19 protein-coding genes and 1 pseudogene are annotated in these 16,416 nt (G+C 67.8%); 17 read left to right on the top strand and 3 right to left on the bottom strand.

The features are described from left to right. Positions 1 to 7: 7 nt before the first annotated feature. The 3 genes from ACLBYA_RS30885 (at position 8) to ACLBYA_RS30895 (ending at position 2,223) form a co-directional block, all read left to right on the top strand. Positions 8 to 1,324, top strand: coding sequence for a replication-associated recombination protein A (locus ACLBYA_RS30885; RefSeq protein WP_447713309.1), 1,317 nt, complete (start codon positions 8 to 10; stop codon positions 1,322 to 1,324). An 87-nt stretch (positions 1,325 to 1,411) separates the two neighbouring features. Further along, positions 1,412 to 1,753: an ArsR/SmtB family transcription factor gene (locus ACLBYA_RS30890; protein WP_447713290.1), complete on the top strand. Its 342-nt coding sequence runs from the start codon at positions 1,412 to 1,414 to the stop codon at positions 1,751 to 1,753. Then, positions 1,750 to 2,223, top strand: coding sequence for an SRPBCC family protein (locus ACLBYA_RS30895; RefSeq protein ID WP_447713291.1), 474 nt, complete (start codon positions 1,750 to 1,752; stop codon positions 2,221 to 2,223). Before ACLBYA_RS30890 ends, ACLBYA_RS30895 begins: the two co-directional genes overlap by 4 nt. Before the next feature lies 1 nt (position 2,224). On the opposite strand, the gene ACLBYA_RS30900 is transcribed toward ACLBYA_RS30895, so the two are convergent. Next, positions 2,225 to 2,845 carry a hypothetical protein gene (locus ACLBYA_RS30900; protein WP_447713292.1) on the bottom strand — a complete coding sequence of 207 codons (621 nt, stop codon included), beginning with the start codon at positions 2,843 to 2,845 and terminating at the stop codon, positions 2,225 to 2,227. Between the two features lie 104 nt (positions 2,846 to 2,949). Then, positions 2,950 to 3,258: a GlsB/YeaQ/YmgE family stress response membrane protein gene (locus ACLBYA_RS30905; protein ID WP_447713293.1), complete on the bottom strand. Its 309-nt coding sequence runs from the start codon at positions 3,256 to 3,258 to the stop codon at positions 2,950 to 2,952. A gap of 98 nt (positions 3,259 to 3,356) precedes the next feature. On the opposite strand from ACLBYA_RS30905, the gene ACLBYA_RS30910 reads away from it, so the two are divergent. The 9 genes and pseudogenes from ACLBYA_RS30910 to aroB all read left to right on the top strand — a co-directional run bounded on the left by ACLBYA_RS30910 (position 3,357) and on the right by aroB (position 12,466). Further along, entirely contained in the window at positions 3,357 to 3,758 is a 402-nt protein-coding gene (locus ACLBYA_RS30910; protein ID WP_447713294.1) for a secondary thiamine-phosphate synthase enzyme YjbQ, read from the top strand. Positions 3,759 to 3,823: 65 nt separating this feature from the next. Beyond that, positions 3,824 to 6,517, top strand: a complete 2,694-nt coding sequence (alaS, locus tag ACLBYA_RS30915; protein WP_447713295.1) for an alanine--tRNA ligase — start codon at positions 3,824 to 3,826, stop codon at positions 6,515 to 6,517. A gap of 4 nt (positions 6,518 to 6,521) precedes the next feature. Beyond that, complete coding sequence (gene ruvX, locus ACLBYA_RS30920; protein ID WP_447713296.1) at positions 6,522 to 7,016, top strand: Holliday junction resolvase RuvX; 495 nt, start codon at positions 6,522 to 6,524, stop codon at positions 7,014 to 7,016. Then, positions 7,009 to 8,277 (top strand): endolytic transglycosylase MltG, encoded by a 1,269-nt coding sequence (locus ACLBYA_RS30925; RefSeq protein WP_447713297.1) that lies wholly within the window; start codon positions 7,009 to 7,011, stop codon positions 8,275 to 8,277. Before ruvX ends, ACLBYA_RS30925 begins: the two co-directional genes overlap by 8 nt. Beyond that, positions 8,267 to 9,091, top strand: a complete 825-nt coding sequence (locus ACLBYA_RS30930; RefSeq protein WP_447713298.1) for a shikimate dehydrogenase — start codon at positions 8,267 to 8,269, stop codon at positions 9,089 to 9,091. Before ACLBYA_RS30925 ends, ACLBYA_RS30930 begins: the two co-directional genes overlap by 11 nt. Before the next feature lie 9 nt (positions 9,092 to 9,100). Continuing rightward, positions 9,101 to 9,520 (top strand): prepilin peptidase, encoded by a 420-nt coding sequence (locus ACLBYA_RS30935; RefSeq protein ID WP_447713299.1) that lies wholly within the window; start codon positions 9,101 to 9,103, stop codon positions 9,518 to 9,520. A 36-nt stretch (positions 9,521 to 9,556) separates the two neighbouring features. After that, complete coding sequence (gene aroC / locus ACLBYA_RS30940) at positions 9,557 to 10,756, top strand: chorismate synthase (RefSeq protein WP_447713300.1); 1,200 nt, start codon at positions 9,557 to 9,559, stop codon at positions 10,754 to 10,756. Between the two features lie 2 nt (positions 10,757 to 10,758). Continuing rightward, positions 10,759 to 11,268: pseudogene (locus ACLBYA_RS30945) on the top strand (shikimate kinase); the annotation flags it as partial. A 118-nt stretch (positions 11,269 to 11,386) separates the two neighbouring features. Continuing rightward, positions 11,387 to 12,466: a 3-dehydroquinate synthase gene (gene aroB, locus ACLBYA_RS30950; protein ID WP_447713301.1), complete on the top strand. Its 1,080-nt coding sequence runs from the start codon at positions 11,387 to 11,389 to the stop codon at positions 12,464 to 12,466. A gap of 10 nt (positions 12,467 to 12,476) precedes the next feature. On the opposite strand, the gene ACLBYA_RS30955 is transcribed toward aroB, so the two are convergent. Further along, positions 12,477 to 12,995, bottom strand: coding sequence for a B-4DMT family transporter (locus tag ACLBYA_RS30955; protein WP_447713302.1), 519 nt, complete (start codon positions 12,993 to 12,995; stop codon positions 12,477 to 12,479). A gap of 33 nt (positions 12,996 to 13,028) precedes the next feature. On the opposite strand from ACLBYA_RS30955, the gene ACLBYA_RS30960 reads away from it, so the two are divergent. From ACLBYA_RS30960 to ACLBYA_RS30980, 5 genes are all read left to right on the top strand, one after another. Next, positions 13,029 to 14,123 (top strand): M24 family metallopeptidase, encoded by a 1,095-nt coding sequence (locus tag ACLBYA_RS30960; RefSeq protein ID WP_447713303.1) that lies wholly within the window; start codon positions 13,029 to 13,031, stop codon positions 14,121 to 14,123. Positions 14,124 to 14,142: 19 nt separating this feature from the next. Next, positions 14,143 to 14,706, top strand: coding sequence for an elongation factor P (gene efp, locus ACLBYA_RS30965; protein WP_447713304.1), 564 nt, complete (start codon positions 14,143 to 14,145; stop codon positions 14,704 to 14,706). A gap of 5 nt (positions 14,707 to 14,711) precedes the next feature. Further along, positions 14,712 to 15,191: a transcription antitermination factor NusB gene (gene nusB / locus ACLBYA_RS30970; RefSeq protein ID WP_447713305.1), complete on the top strand. Its 480-nt coding sequence runs from the start codon at positions 14,712 to 14,714 to the stop codon at positions 15,189 to 15,191. A 10-nt stretch (positions 15,192 to 15,201) separates the two neighbouring features. Further along, positions 15,202 to 15,729, top strand: coding sequence for a hypothetical protein (locus ACLBYA_RS30975; protein WP_447713306.1), 528 nt, complete (start codon positions 15,202 to 15,204; stop codon positions 15,727 to 15,729). A 141-nt stretch (positions 15,730 to 15,870) separates the two neighbouring features. Then, positions 15,871 to 16,416: DUF222 domain-containing protein (locus ACLBYA_RS30980; protein ID WP_447713307.1), on the top strand; the 546-nt coding region annotated here is incomplete at its 3' end.

Here is a 16,416-nt window from a genome sequence, read left to right on the forward strand (position 1 = left end):
GTTCGACATGCCGGGTGATGCACCGCCCGGTGATGCCCTGCCCGCGACCGCCAGCCCGCTCGCTGTGCGGATGCGACCGGGCACCCTCGACGATGTCGTCGGCCAGCAGCACCTGCTCAAACCCGGTTCGCCATTGCGGCGTCTGGTCGAGGGGTCCGGTGCGGCCAGCGTCATCCTGTACGGCCCACCCGGCACCGGCAAGACCACACTGGCCTCGCTGATCTCGGGTGCCACCGGCCGCCGGTTCGAGGCGCTCTCGGCACTGTCGGCCGGGGTCAAGGAGGTGCGTGCCGTCATCGACGAGGCCAGGCGTGCGGCTATCCGAGGGCAGCAGACCGTGCTGTTCATCGACGAGGTGCACCGGTTCTCCAAGACCCAGCAGGATGCGCTGCTGGCGGCGGTGGAGAACCGGGTGGTCCTGCTGGTCGCGGCGACCACCGAGAACCCGTCCTTCTCGGTGGTGGCGCCGCTGCTGTCACGGTCGCTGATCCTGCAACTGCAGCCGTTGACCACAGACGACATCCGGACCGTGCTGCAGCGGGCGGCCGCCGACGAGCGCGGACTCGCCGGCAAGGTCGCGCTCGACGACGATGCGCTGGAATTGCTGGTCAAGCTGTCGGCCGGCGATGCGCGCCGGGCGCTGACCGCGCTGGAGGTCGCGGCGGAAACCTCCGGCGGCCCAGGCGGCACCATCACGGTCGAGGTGGTCGAGCAATCGCTGGATCAGGCGGCGGTACGTTACGACCGCGACGGCGACCAGCACTACGACGTGATCAGCGCGTTCATCAAATCGGTGCGGGGCTCCGATGTCGATGCCGCCCTGCACTATCTGGCCCGGATGATGACTGCGGGGGAGGACCCGCGATTCATCGCGCGCCGCCTGTTGATCCTGGCCAGCGAGGACATCGGGATGGCCGACCCGACGGCGCTGCCGACTGCGGTGGCGGCCGCCCAGACCGTCGCGCTGATCGGCATGCCGGAGGCGCAGCTGACGCTGGCGCACGCGACGGTGCATCTGGCGACCGCCCCCAAATCGAACGCCGTGACCGTGGCCATCGGCGCGGCAATGGGCGATATCCGGGCGGGCAAGGCCGGTCTGGTACCGCCGCATCTGCGGGACGGACACTACGCGGGTGCACAGAAGCTGGGTAATGCGGTGGGCTACAAGTACGCCCATGATGCACCGGGAGGTGTTGCCTCTCAACAGTATCCGCCCGACGAGTTGGTGGGTGTCGACTATTACCGGCCGACCGGCTACGGCATGGAGCGTGAGATCTCGACCAGGGTGGAGAAGTTGCGGGCCATCATCCGCCGCGGGCGGTAACGCCGGGTCGGCAGAACCCTTGACCATTCGGGCGGCGTCGCTGATAGTATTAATCAACCAATTAGTTGTCCAACTTAAAGGTTGATCATGGGAATGCTCGATGACGATCTGGACCGCGCGTTCCTGGCGTTGGCCGATCCGGTGCGACGTGCCATGGTCGCCCGATTGGCCCGCGGGCCGGCCACGGTCAACGAGTTGGCCGCACCGTTCGACATCACCAAACAGGCGGTGTCCAAACACATTCAGGTACTGGAGAAGGCCGGTCTGGTCACTCGCAGCAGGGAGGCGCAACGGCGTCCGGTGCATCTGGATGCCGTCGCCCTCGAACGACTCACCGAGTGGATCGACAAATACCGGCTGGACGCCGAACGCAACTACCGCCGGCTGGACAACCTGCTGGCCTCGCTCACCGACAAGGAGACATCGTGACCAAGGCACTCGACCTCACCGCCCCCGTGGACACCCTGGCCATGGAGTTCAGCCGCGACTTCGACGCGCCGGTGGCCGCGCTGTTCCGCGCGCACGCCGACCCGGACCTGTTCACCCAGTGGGTGGGCCCGCACGGGCTGACCATGCAGATCGGCGAGTGGGACTTCCGTAGCCACGGCGGATATCGGTACTCGCACTCCGACGACAGCGGCACCTACTCCTTCAACGGCACCTTCCACACCGTGCGGGACGACGAGTTCATCCTGCAGACCTTCGAGTTCGAGGGCGCCCCGGACATGGTCAACATCGAGTTCCTCTGGTTCGACGATCTCGGTGACGGCCGATCCCGGCTGCGCGGCCGGTCCATCTGTCCCAACACCGAGGCCCGCGACGCGCTGCTGTCCTCGGGCATGGAGGGCGGCATGACCGACGGTTATGTGAAGCTCGACGCCTTGCTGGCAACGCTGTAGTTCAGACGAGCTCCGGTACCCGCAAGTGGGCGATGACGAGTTCGAACTCGTCATCGTCGACGGCGCTGGCACCCGCGGCCCGGACCGACTCGGCCTTGAGCGTCGAGGCCAGCTCGCGGTTGGACTCCATGGCATCACGGCTGTGGAACGACACCGAGGACACTGCGCGTCCACCGGCCTTGTTGACCAGCAGGCTGGCGCTGCGGAACCCGGGCAGATGTTCGATCTGGGGCAGCACCGCGCTGCGGTAGTACTCGATCCCGGCGTCGAACAGGTTCGGTGGCACCGTCACCCACGTCGCCCGGACACAGGCCCCCGGATCGGAGCTGTGCTCACGGTGCAGCACCGCGATCTCCCAGTGCTCGGCGGTGGCGGGCGCTCCGAACAGTTGGGCGGCGCGGGTCCGCAGTGTCATCGCAGCGTCGGCGCTGGCGTACATATCCTCGGCACTGTTCCAGGCCGTGGTGGTGATACATCGGCCGGTCTTGCGATCTGCCATCAAGGAGAGCCCGACGCAGCCGGCCATCTCCTGGACTGCGGGCATGACCTCGTCACGGACATAGGCGACGCCGGCATCGATGGAATCGATACGCGCCATCACCGTGGTAGAGCGTGCGAACACGATCCACCCCCTTCAGAACGGGGCAGCGCCCCGGCGGCGCGGCCGGTGACATCAACTGTCCTCCGGCCGCGCCCGGTACACAATGGTCGGTCTTGGGTGCGCTGTCAGCGCAGGATGCCCGACCGGCGGCTGCCGAACAGCCCGGTCCGGCGTCGATCCATCAGGGCGGTCAACAGTGCGACGCCCGCTGCGGCGACAAGTACCTGGACCAGCAGCTCGAGCCAGTCCACCCCGCCGGTCGCGGTCGGGATACCGATGGCCCGGGCCAGCGCGGTGCCGACGAGCGCCGAGACGATGCCGACCAGGATGGTCAGCAGCATGCCGATCTTCTGTTTACCGGGAAGGACGAGCCGGCCCAGGACGCCGACCACGATGCCGATCAGAACTGCGGTGAAGATGCCGGTGACGGTCATGATTCCTCCGTGTTGTGTTCGATTGCCGCAGAAGTACCCTCGCCCGATCGGCAATAAACGCCTGTGTCAATTCCAGAAGCTGCTCGTAGGCTCGAATCGTGCAAACCGAAGTCCTCGATCTCGATACCTCGCGCCGCCGTTTCGTCGACCTGACCACCGAGGTGGAGCGGTTCTGTGCAGGCAGAGGTGACGGGCTGTGCAATGTGTTCGTCCCGCATGCCACCGCGGGCATCGCGGTCATCGAGACCGGCGCCGGCTCCGACGACGACCTGATCGACACGCTGGAGCGTCTGCTGCCGCGCGACGGCCGCTACCGCCATGCACACGGCTCACCCGGCCATGGCGCCGATCACGTGCTGCCCGGCCTGGTGTCCCCGTCGGTCACCGTGCCGGTGGGCGATGGCACACCGCTGCTGGGCACCTGGCAGAGCATCGTGCTGGTGGATCTGAACAGGGACAACCCGCGCCGATCGGTGCGACTGAGCTTCGTGTCGGGCTGAGATTCCCAAACGGTACTGTGGTCGGGTCGTTGTATTCGCAGGTTAAACCGTAAGGACAGCAGCACGTGCAGACACACGAGATCAGGAAACGCTTCCTCGATCATTTCGTGAAGGCGGGACATACCGAGGTGCCCAGCGCCTCGGTGATCCTCGACGACCCGAACCTGCTGTTCGTCAATGCCGGCATGGTGCAGTTCGTGCCCTTCTTCCTGGGCGCGCGCACCCCGCCGTACGACCGGGCCACCAGCGTCCAGAAGTGCATCCGCACGCCGGACATCGACGAGGTCGGCATCACCACCCGGCACAACACCTTCTTCCAGATGGCCGGCAACTTCTCCTTCGGGGACTACTTCAAGAAGGGCGCCATCGAGCTGGCCTGGACCCTGTTGACCAACTCGGTCGACGACGGTGGTTACGGGTTCGACCCGGAAAAGCTTTGGGCCACAGTCTATCTCGATGACGACGAGGCGATCGGGCTGTGGCAGGAGGTCGCCGGACTGCCGCTGGAGCGCATCCAGCGCCGCGGGATGGCCGACAACTACTGGTCGATGGGCATCCCCGGCCCGTGCGGACCGTGCTCGGAGATCTACTACGACCGCGGACCCGAATACGGCGTCGACGGTGGGCCCGAGGCCAATGAGGACCGCTATATCGAGATCTGGAATCTCGTCTTCATGCAGAACGAGCGCGGTGAGGGCACCAGCAAGGACAACTTCGAGATCCTGGGCCCGTTGCCGCGCAAGAACATCGACACCGGCATGGGTGTCGAGCGCATCGCCTGCCTGCTGCAGGGTGTGGACAACGTCTACGAGACCGACCTCGTCCGGCCCGTCATCGACAAGGTTGCCGAATACGCTCCCCGCGGATACGGCCAGGGCAGCCACACCGACGATGTGCGCTACCGGATCATCGGTGACCACAGCCGTACCGCGGCGATCATCATCGGCGACGGTGTCACCCCCGGCAACGAGGGTCGCGGTTACGTGCTGCGCCGACTGCTGCGCCGCATCATCCGCGCGGCCAAACTGCTCGGTGTCGAGCAGCCCATCATGAGCGAGTTGATGGTCACCGTCCGTGACGAGATGGGACCGTCCTACCCGGAACTGGTCACCGACTTCGACCGCATCCACCGCATCGCGGTGGCCGAGGAGACCGCGTTCAACCGGACGCTGGCGGCCGGTTCGAAGTTGTTCGACGATGCCGCGCAGGCCACCAAGTCGGCGGGCAACACGGTCGTGTCCGGTTCGGATGCGTTCACGCTGCACGACACCTACGGATTCCCGATCGACCTCACCCTGGAGATGGCGGCCGAGGCGGGCCTGTCGGTGGACGAGGAGGGCTTCCGCGGCCTGATGGCCGAGCAGCGGCAACGGGCCAAGGCCGATGCCGCGTCGCGCAAGCAGGCCCATGCCGATCTGTCGGCGTACCGCGACCTGGTCGACGGCGGGCCCACCGAGTTCACCGGCTTCGACGAACTGTCCTCGCAGGCCCGGGTTCTCGGGATCTTCGTCGACGGTGTGCGGGTGCCCGTGGTCAGCCACGGTGGCGAGGGCCAAGAGTCCCGGGTGGTCGAGTTGATCCTGGACCGGACCCCGTTCTACGCCGAGTCCGGCGGTCAGATCGCGGACGAGGGCACCATCTCCGGGACCGGGTCGTCGGCGACCGCGCAGGCCGGTGTCACCGACGTGCAGAAGATCGCCAAGACGCTGTGGGCGCACCGGGTCCGGGTGGAATCCGGTGAGTTCGTCGAGGGCGACACTGTCACCGCCGCGGTCGACGCGAAATGGCGACACGGTGCCACCCAGGGCCACTCGGGTACCCACATGGTGCATGCCGCGCTGCGAGAGGTACTGGGTCCCAACGCCGTTCAGGCCGGTTCGCTGAACCGCCCCGGATACCTGCGGTTCGACTTCAACTTCCAGGGCGCCCTGACCGACGCGCAGCGTGCCCAGGTGGAGGAGGTCACCAATGAGGCTGTCCAGGCCGACTACCAGGTGAACACCTTCAACACCGAACTCGAGAAGGCCAAGGCCATGGGCGCCATGGCGATGTTCGGCGAGAACTACCCCGACGTGGTCCGGGTGGTCGACATCGGCGGCCCGTTCTCGCTGGAACTGTGTGGTGGCACCCACGTACGCAGCTCCGCCCAGATCGGTCCGGTGACGTTGCTCGGTGAATCCTCGGTCGGCTCCGGTGTGCGCCGGGTCGAGGCCTATGTCGGGCTGGAGTCCTTCCGGCACCTGTCCAAGGAACGCGCCCTGATGGCCGGTCTGGCCTCGTCGCTCAAGGTGCCTTCGGAGGAGGTGCCGGGCCGGGTGGCCAACCTGATCGAACGGCTGCGCGCCGCCGAGAAGGAACTGGACAAGGTGCGCTTGGCCGGCGCCCGCGCGGCCGCTGCCGATGCCGCCGCCGGCGCCGAGCTGGTCGGCAAGGTCCGGCTGGTCGCGCAGCGGATGTCCGGTGTGTCGGCCGCCGACCTGCGCAGCCTGGTCGGCGATATCAAGGGCAAGCTGGGCTCCCAGGCCGGGGTGGTGGCCCTGATAACAGAGGGCGACGAGGACAGCGTGCCGTTCGTGGTCGCAGTAAACGCCGGTGCCCAGGATCTGGGTCTGAAGGCCGGGGACCTGGTGAAGGTGCTCGGCGGTCCGGTGAACGGCCGCGGGGGTGGCAAGGCCGATCTGGCACAGGGTTCCGGCAAGGGGGCGGCGGGCATCGACGCGGCATTGGCCGCGCTGCGCGCAGAGATCGCCCGGAGCTAGCGGCGTGGCCGATCCCGCTTCCCGTGGCCCCGACCGGCCCGGTCCCGATGATCCGGGGCGGGGTAGACGGCTGGGTGTCGACGTGGGCACCGTGCGGATCGGCGTGGCCGGCAGCGACCCGGACGGGATCCTGGCGACCCCGATCGAGACCGTGAAGCGGGAGCGGACCGGCCGCCACCTGCGCAGGCTGGTGGCGTTGGTGCAGGACGTGGGCGCGGTCGAGGTCATCGTCGGCCTGCCGCGTACCCTGGCGGACCGTTCTGGCTCGTCGGCGCAGGACGCCATCGAGGTGGCCGACAAGCTGGCCGAGCTGATCGCACCGATACCGGTGCGGCTGGCCGATGAACGACTGACCACGGTGAGTGCACAACGGGCGCTGCGCGATGCAGGCGTACGCGCCAAGAACCAGCGGGCCATGGTCGATCAGGTTGCAGCAGTGGGAATTCTGCAGATCTGGTTGGACCAACGCAGGTCCGCATTAAGGGTTGCCGATGAATGACGAGTGGGATCGCGAGCCAAGCGAGCATTGGGCCGAAGATCGCCATGAGCCGATCGCCGTCGGACCGCCGCGTCGCCGGATGAACCGGGCGAGCCGCGCGCGGGCCCGGCGGCTGGCGCGACGCCGCCGGTGGTACACCGGCCTGGCCGTGGTGATCCTGGTGGTGGTCGTCGTTGGCGCGGTGTTCGTCGGATCACGGTTGTGGCACAACATGTTCGGTTCCACCGACGACTTCGCCGGTGACGGTGTCGACGATGTCGTCATCGAGGTGCACACGGGCGACACCACCACCGCCATCGGCCAGACCCTGCAGCAGCAGAACGTGGTGTCCTCGGCGCAGACCTTCGTGACGGCCGCCGCGTCCAACCCGGCGATCGCGGCCATCCAGCCCGGTTTCTACAAGGTGCGCACCGAGATTCCGGCGGCGAGTGCTGTGGAGCGGTTGGCCGACCCGGCCAACCGCGTCGGTCAGCTGGTCATCCCGGAGGGCCGTCAGCTCGACGACGTCGCCGACGTCAGGACCAACGCGGTGACCGAGGGAATCCTGACGCTGATCTCCAATGCGTCCTGTGTTGACCTCGACGGCGACCGCACCTGTGTGGCCGCCGACGATCTGAAGCAGGCCGCCGGCACCGCGGATCCCACCGCACTGTCGGTGCCGGTCTGGGCGACGCCGGGCATCGACGCGATGGGCAGTGACCATCGCCGGCTGGAGGGCCTGATCGCGCCGGGCAGCTGGAACGTCGATCCGTCGGGTTCGGCGCAGGACATCCTGGCCGCACTGATCGGCTCGAGCACAGCGCTGTACGAGGCCAACGGGCTGCTGGATGCGGCCACCGCCGCCGACATCACCCCCTATGAGGTCCTCATCGTCGCCTCGCTGACGCAGCGCGAATCCAAGCCGCAGGACTTCTCCAAGGTGGCCCGGGTCATCTACAACCGACTGGCCGAGAACCGGAAACTGGAGTTCGACTCCACCGTCAACTACTCGCTGGACCGCACCGAGGTGGCCACCACCGATGCCGACCGGGCGCGGGTGACACCGTGGAACACCTACGCCTCGCTGGGGCTGCCGAAGACACCGATCTGCTCGCCCGGTGGCCCGGCGGTCTCCGCGGCCGAGAATCCGGCGATCGGGGACTGGCTCTACTTCGTCACCGTCGATCTGCAGGGGACCACCAACTTCACCCGCGATTACGAAGAGCACCTGGCCAATATCGAACTGGCATTGCAGAACGGTGTCCTGGACAGTGCCAGATAGTCGGCCCGCCGACGTACGAGCTGAGGTACGGCGGCTCGCCGTACTCGGTTCACCGATCTCGCACTCCCGGTCCCCGGACATACACCTGGCCGCCTACCGGGCCCTCGGGCTGACCACCTGGAGCTACGACCGCATCGAATGCGCCGCCGAGCAGCTCCCCGGACTGGTCGCCGGGCTCGGCCCGGAATGGGTCGGGCTGTCGATCACCAAACCGGGCAAGTTCGCCGCCCTGGCGGTCGCCAATGAGGTCACCGATCGCGCCGCGATGGTCGGATCCGCCAACACCCTGCTGCGCACCGCCACGGGTTGGCGGGCCGACAACACCGATATCGACGGCGTCGTCGGCGCACTGTGCGCCGAGGTCGTCGACCCGCGGCACGGCGCGGTCCTGGGCTCCGGCGGTACCGCACCCGCGGCGGTCGCGGGACTGGCGCGCCTGGGCGTGCAGGACATCTCGGTGGTGGCCCGCAACCCCGACAAGGCGGCGCCCCTGTTGGCCGTCGGGGAACGCCTGGGGCTGAACATCCGCTGGGTCGAGCTCGGTACGGCGGTCACCGGTCTGGACGTCGCCGTGAGCACACTGCCCGCCGACGTCGGCGGCAGCTACGCGAACACCGTCGCGGGTGTCCCGGTGCTGTTGGATGCGCTCTACGACCCCTGGCCGACCCCGCTCGCCGCGGCCGTCGCAGCCGATTGCGGACGGGTGATCTCGGGTCTGCAGATGCTGCTGCACCAGGCCATCGCCCAGGTCGAGCAGTTCACCGGGATGCCGGCCCCCGAAGAAGTGATGAGAGCGGCCCTGGCGGCGACCTAGCCTCGATCCATGGGGTTGGTGGCCGTCGGAATCTGGCTGACGCTCCTCAGTCTGTACGACCTGCGTGAGCACCGGTTGCCGAACGTGCTGACCCTGCCGGGGGCCGGGGTGATCCTCACCGTCGCCGTGCTGAGCGGGCGGGGCTGGCCGGCGCTGCTGGGTGCAGTGGTCCTTTTCGGCCTGTATCTGCTGATCCATCTGGTGGCCCCGACCGATCTCGGGGCTGGTGACGTCAAGCTCGCACTCGGATCGGGTGCGCTCACCGGAGCATTCGGGATGGACGTCTGGACGCTGGCGGCCATCGGCGCCCCACTGTTGACTGCCCTGTGGGCGCTGACGGCGTCGGTCCTCGGGCGCCGCCAACCCGTGCCGCACGGTCCGTCGATGTGCCTGGCGAGCGCGGCGGCCTGCGCGCTGGCTTTGGCATGACAAATCCGAACAACAGGTTATGGGAGAATGGCTCCCGTGTTGCGATGGACTACTGCTGGTGAATCCCACGGCCGCGCCCTGGTGGCGATGCTCGAAGGGATGGTCGCCGGGCTGTCCATCACCTCGGACGATATCGCCACCCAGCTGCAGCGCCGCCGCCTCGGTTATGGCCGCGGCGCCCGGATGAAGTTCGAGAAGGACCAGGTCACACTGCTGGCCGGAGTCCGCCACGGTCGCACCCTGGGTGGCCCGATCGCCGTCGAGATCGGTAATACCGAGTGGCCCAAGTGGGAGACCGTGATGGCCTCGGACCCGGTGCCCGCCGACCAGCTCGACGGTGATGCCGCCCGCAACGCGCCACTGACCCGGCCGCGTCCCGGCCACGCCGACTATGCGGGCATGCTCAAGTACGGATTCGACGATGCCCGCCCGGTGCTGGAGCGCGCCAGCGCGCGGGAGACCGCGGCGCGCGTCGCCGCGGGCACCATCGCCCGGGCGTTCCTGCAGCAGGCGCTCGGGGTCGAGGTCGTCTCGCATGTCATCTCGATCGGTGCGTCCAAGCCCTATGACGGTCCGCCGCCGCTGCCGCAGGATCTGGCCGCCATCGACGACAGCCCGGTGCGGGCGTTCGACAAGGACACCGAGGAAGCCATGATCACCGAGATCGAGGCGGCCAAGAAGGACGGTGACACCCTCGGCGGCATCGTCGAGGTGGTGGTCACCGGCCTGCCCGTCGGGCTGGGCTCATTCACCAGTGGGGACGATCGACTGGACAGCCAGCTCGCCGCCGCCGTGATGGGCATCCAGGCCATCAAGGGCGTCGAGATCGGCGACGGTTTCGAGACGGCGCGCCGCCGCGGCAGCGTCGCCCACGACGAGATCTACCCCGGGCCGGACGGCATCATCCGCTCCACCAACCGGGCCGGCGGCCTGGAAGGTGGCATGACCAACGGGCAGCAGCTGAGGGTACGTGCGGCGATGAAACCGATCTCCACGGTGCCGCGCGCCCTCGCGACGGTCGACATGTCCACCGGTGACGAGGCCGTCGCCATCCACCAGCGCTCCGATGTGTGTGCCGTCCCGGCCGCCGGAGTGGTCGTGGAGACCATGGTCGCCCTCGTGCTGGCCCGGGCCGCACTGGCGAAGTTCGGTGGGGACTCGCTGGCCGAGACCAAGGCAAATATCGAGAGCTATCTGCGTGCCGTTGCGGAGCGCGAACCCGCTCAGGCGGGATAACCATGGCACCCAAGGCTGTTCTGGTGGGCATGCCGGGATCCGGCAAGTCCACCATCGGACGGCGGCTGGCCAAGGCACTCGGAGTTCCGTTGCTGGACACCGATGTTGCGATCGTGGAGACCACCGGCCGGAGTATCGCGGAGATCTTCACCGAGGGTGAGGCCGGCTTCCGTCAGATCGAGGCCGACGTGGTGCGCACCGCCCTGGCCGAACACGACGGCGTGATATCCCTCGGCGGTGGTGCGGTGACCACCCCGGCGGTGCGTGAGGCGTTGGCCGGGCACACCGTCATCTACCTGGAAATCAGTGCTGCAGAAGGTGTTCGGCGGACCGCGGGCAGTGCGCGGCCGCTGCTGGCCGGGGACGACCCGGCCGAGAAGTACCGGTCGCTGATGGACCAACGGGTCCCGCTGTTCCGCGAGGTGGCCACCATGCGGGTGAACACCAACCGGCGCAATCCCGGTGCCGTGGTGCGCCATATCGTCACCCGGTTGCAGGGCTGCGGCCCAGCCCGCCCGCGGCGCCGGCGCCGGCCGGCCTGGCGGCGCGGCCCCACCATCTTGAATCCCGCACCGACCACCGACGCCCCGCCCACCCCGGCGGCGTTGGCCAAACGAGCAGAGGCGCGCAATGAGTGAACCCGTCACCGTGGATGTTCTGGTCAACCGGCCGTACCCGGTCATCATCGGCACCGGTCTGCTGGCGGATCTGGGCCGCACCCTGACCGGCCGGCACAAGGTCGCCATCCTGCATCAGCCGACCCTGGCGCAGACCGCCGAGGCGATCCGGGAGCACCTGGCCGACCTCGGTGTCGACGCACACCGCATCGAGATCCCGGACGCCGAGTCGGGCAAGGAACTGCCCGTCGTCGGCTTCATCTGGGAAGTGTTGGGGCGCATCGGGATCGGACGCAGGGACGCGATCGTCAGCCTGGGCGGCGGCGCGGCCACCGACGTGGCCGGCTTCGCCGCGGCGACCTGGCTGCGCGGGGTTGACATCGTGCACGTGCCGACAACCTTGCTGGGCATGGTGGACGCCGCGGTCGGCGGTAAGACCGGCATCAACACCGACGCGGGCAAGAACCTGGTCGGTGCGTTTCATCAGCCACTGGCGGTGCTCGTCGATCTGGCCACGCTGGAAACATTGCCGCGCAATGAGATCGTGGCCGGGATGGCCGAGATCGTGAAGGCGGGATTCATCGCCGACCCGGTGATCCTCGACCTCATCGAGGCCGATCCGGAGGTTGCACTGGACCCGGCCGGATCGGTACTGCCCGAACTGATTCGGCGTGCCATCGCGGTCAAGGCCGAGGTGGTGGCCGCCGACGAGAAGGAATCCGCGCTGCGCGAGATCCTGAACTACGGACATACCCTGGCGCACGCCATCGAGCGGCGCGAGCGGTACAAGTGGCGCCACGGTGCCGCGGTGTCGGTGGGGCTGGTGTTCGCGGCCGAACTGGGGCGCCTCGCCGGGCGTCTGGACGATGACACCGCCGACCGGCATGCCCGGGTGCTGGCCGCACTCGGTCTGCCGACCACCTATGACACCGATGCGCTGCCGCAGCTGCTCGAATACATGGCCGGCGACAAGAAGAACCGGTCCGGGGTGTTGCGGTTCGTGGTGCTCGATGGTCTCGCCAAGCCGGGCCGACTGGAGGGGCCGGACCCGACGCTGCTGGCCGCGGCCTACTCCGTGGTCGGCACCCGCTAGGCCGTCGCCTCTAGGACTTGGCGGTTTCTTCCGGCCCGGGTTGTACGGCGGCGAAGACGTCGGTGTCGGCCCGGTCCTCGTCGCCCTCACGACGGCGCACGAACGGCGGGGCCTTGCGGTCGACCGTCCAGCGGCCGATGGTCACCGCGACGACACCGGCGACGAACACCAGCAGTGCGGTGAACGCCGCGAACGAGGTCAGCTCGCTGAGCAGGTTGCCGGTGTACAGCGCCGGGTAGAACAGCCCGATGAACCAGCAGACCAGGTCGCCGAGCAGACCGGCGATCAGGCCGGCCACCAGCCAGACCATGGCCAGGTCCTGGCGGCGGTCCGGGTCGATCTGGGCCCGCGCATCGGCACGGCCGTCGCTGAAGGCCCACAACAACACCGGAATCGCCAGGAACAGACCCAGTGTGGGGCTGATCCAGCCTGCCTGTGTCGGGAACGAATCCACCAGCACGCCCTGGATCAATCGCAGCACCACGACGAGCGCGGCAAACACGAGTCCGCGCAGCAACCACTTGCTCATGAGCGGACAGCCTAGCGAGTAGCGTCATCTACCGTGACGATTTCTCAGCGCCGGGACCGGCTGCGACGTCGGCTGGCCGCCGCCGAACTGGACGCCATGCTGGTAACGGACCTGGTCAATGTGCGTTATCTGTCCGGATTCACCGGTTCCAACGCGGCCCTGTTGGTGCGCGTCGACGAAGACACGCCGGTGTTGGCAACCGACGGCCGATATGTAACGCAGGCCGCCGCGCAGGCACCGGATGCCGAACTGGTCATCGAGCGGGCCTGCGGACCGTGCCTGGCCGGCCGCGCGGCCGCCGCCGGTGTGCGGAGACTCGGCTTCGAGAGCCACGTGGTGACCGTCGACGGATTCACCTTGTTGGAGCGCGCCGGGGACGGCCTGGAATTCGTCCGAGCGGCCGGCATGGTCGAGAAGCTGCGCGAGATCAAGGATGCCGGTGAGATCGCCATCCTGCGGCTGGCCTGCGAGGCCGCCGATGCCGCCCTGCACGATCTGCTGGCCTCCGGCGGTCTACGCCCGGGCCGCACCGAGAAGCAGGTGCGACGGGAACTGGAATCGCTGATGCTCGACCACGGCGCCGACGGGGTGTCCTTCGAGACCATCGTCGCCGCCGGCGCGAATTCGGCGATTCCGCACCACCGGCCCACCGACACGGTGCTGGCCGACGGCGATTTCGTGAAGATCGACTTCGGCGCGCTGGTCGCCGGATACCACTCCGATATGACCAGGACCTTCGTGCTGGGCCACGCCGCGGACTGGCAGCGCGATATCTATGACCTGGTCGCGACCGCGCAGGCGGCCGGCCGCGCGGCGGTCGCGCCGGGGGCGGACCTGCAGGCCGTCGACGGTGCCGCACGTCAGGTGATCGCCGATGCGGGCCATGCCGAGCACTTCGGGCACGGACTCGGTCACGGTGTCGGACTGCAGATACACGAAGCTCCGGGAATCAGCGCGTCAGCCGTCGGTACACTGCTTGCTGGCGCTGCGGTCACCGTGGAGCCCGGCGTCTATCTGCCCGGCCGGGGTGGTGTCCGAATCGAGGACACACTGGTCGTCGGCAGCCAGGACGCACCCGAACCCGAGTTGCTCACCCGGTTCCCCAAGGAACTGGCCGTACTCACCTGATCTAGGAGCTGTACACACCGTGGCATCAACCGCCGACTTCAAGAATGGACTCGTCCTCAACATCGAGGGCCAGTTGTGGCAGATCACCGAGTTCCAGCACGTCAAGCCCGGCAAGGGCCCGGCCTTCGTGCGGACCAAGCTCAAGAACATCCTGTCCGGCAAGGTCGTCGACAAGACGTTCAACGCCGGTGTGAAGGTCGAGACCGCCACCGTCGACCGCCGCGATGCCACCTATCTGTACCGCGATGGCACCGACTTCGTCTTCATGGACTCCGAGGACTACGAGCAGAACCCGTTGTCCGAGGCGTTGGTGGGCCGGCTGGCCGACTTCCTGCTGGAGGGCATGACCGTGCAGATCGCGTTCAACGAGGGCGCGCCGCTGTACCTGGAGCTGCCGGTGACCGTCGAGCTCGTCGTCACCCACACCGAGCCGGGCCTGCAGGGCGACCGCTCCAATGCCGGCACCAAGCCCGCCACCGTGGAGACCGGGGCCGAGCTGCAGGTGCCCCTGTTCATCAACACCGGTGACAAGCTCAAGGTGGATTCGCGCGACGGCTCATACCTGGGCCGCGTCAACGCCTGAACATCATGTCTGACCGTAAGGGCGACAAGGGTCGCCATCAGGCTCGTAAGCGTGCCGTCGACCTGCTGTTCGAGGCGGAGGCACGGGGGATCACCGCTGCGGAGGCGGCCGACGGGCGTAATGCCCTGTCGCACACCCAAGCCGATATCTCGCCGCTGAACCCGTACACCGTGACGGTGACCTATGGTGTCACCGAACACGCCGCGCACGTGGACGATCTGATCGCCACACATCTGCAGGGTTGGACGTTGGACCGGCTGCCCGCCGTGGACCGCGCGATCCTGCGGGTCGCGGTGTGGGAGCTGCTGCACGCCGAGGACGTCCCGGAGCCGGTGGCCGTCGACGAGGCCGTCGAACTGGCCAAGGAACTGTCCACCGATGACTCGCCCGGCTTCGTCAACGGTGTGCTCGGGCAGGTGATGTTGGTGACCCCGCAGATTCGGGCGGCCGCCGCGGCGCTGCGGCCATCTCAGAGTTCGGAGTAGTGAGCGACCGATGAGCGTGCCGCAGGACTGGGCGCCGTACATGAGCTTGCAGGACGCCGCGAATGTGTACCTGCGTGATCCTGAGTTGGCGCTCGATCAGCTGCGTTCGGTGGTCGAGTTCCCGGGCATCGCGGCGTTCATCATGTCGCGAGGGGAGTCCGAGGAGTCCTGGGGCACGGCGTTGTGGCAGGAGGTGGTGGCCACCGACGGGCTGCGGCTGATCCTCTGGCGCGCCGATGACGATTACGACGACGATCGCCGGACCTTGACCTCCTCGGTGCGGACCATCCTGCTGTCGACCATCAGCGATCACATCCTGAGCACCCAGTTCGACGTCCTGGCCGACGGCACGCGGCGGCTCGCCGAGGTGCGGCTGCGGATGTACACCCAGCTGATCACCCGGGCGCGGCGGACCTCGGTCACCGACAGCGATCTGTACTGCGAGTCCTTCCGGTACACCAAGACCGTCGACAACGGCGGGCTGGCGCAGATGGAACGGCTGCTGCAGTTCGGTCGGGTGCTTTCGCGCTCGATGTAGCTTGGCACTGAAAGTGCCCACGTGGCGCTGAAAGTGCCCATCTGCGAGCGACTTTCGAGCGACTCGAGTTTCTTTGGCCCCGTTGGTCTCTGGTGTCACATGTCGACCTGTTTTGTCGGTGGTCGCGCATATGTTGAGGTCATGGAGTCGGATGCGGTGGCGAGTCGGGAAGCGGTGCAGCATGCGCTGGCCGACCGCGCTGCATCGGTGAAGGCGTTGTTGGATGCCGATTTCACGTGTTTTGATACCGCGGAGTTGTTGGCGATCCAGTCCGATCGCGAAGAACGTGCCCGCGCCGATGCGGCGGTTGATCACCGGATCCTGGCGACGTTGATGGATCGGGCCACCGCGCACGAGATCGGTGGGAAAACCTGGGCCGATGTGCTCTCGACGCGGATGCGGCTGTCCGAGGCGGAGGCGGGTCGGCGGGTCAAGGCCGCCAAGGAGTTGGGGCCGCGCCACGCCATGGACGGGCAGGTGTTGGCGCCGTTGTTGCCGGGGTGTGCGGCGGCGTTGGCCGATGCCACGATCACCGACGGGCACATCACGGTGATCCGTGACGCGCTGCGCCAAGCCGGCAAGTACACGAGTCCGGCCAAGTGTGCGGAGCTCGAAAAGATCCTGGTCTCGGTTGCGGTGGTGAGTGTTCCGGAGACGGTGCAGACCGCGGCGACGTTTGCGTTGATG

It is taken from the genome of Mycobacterium sp. C31M, assembly GCF_053345865.1.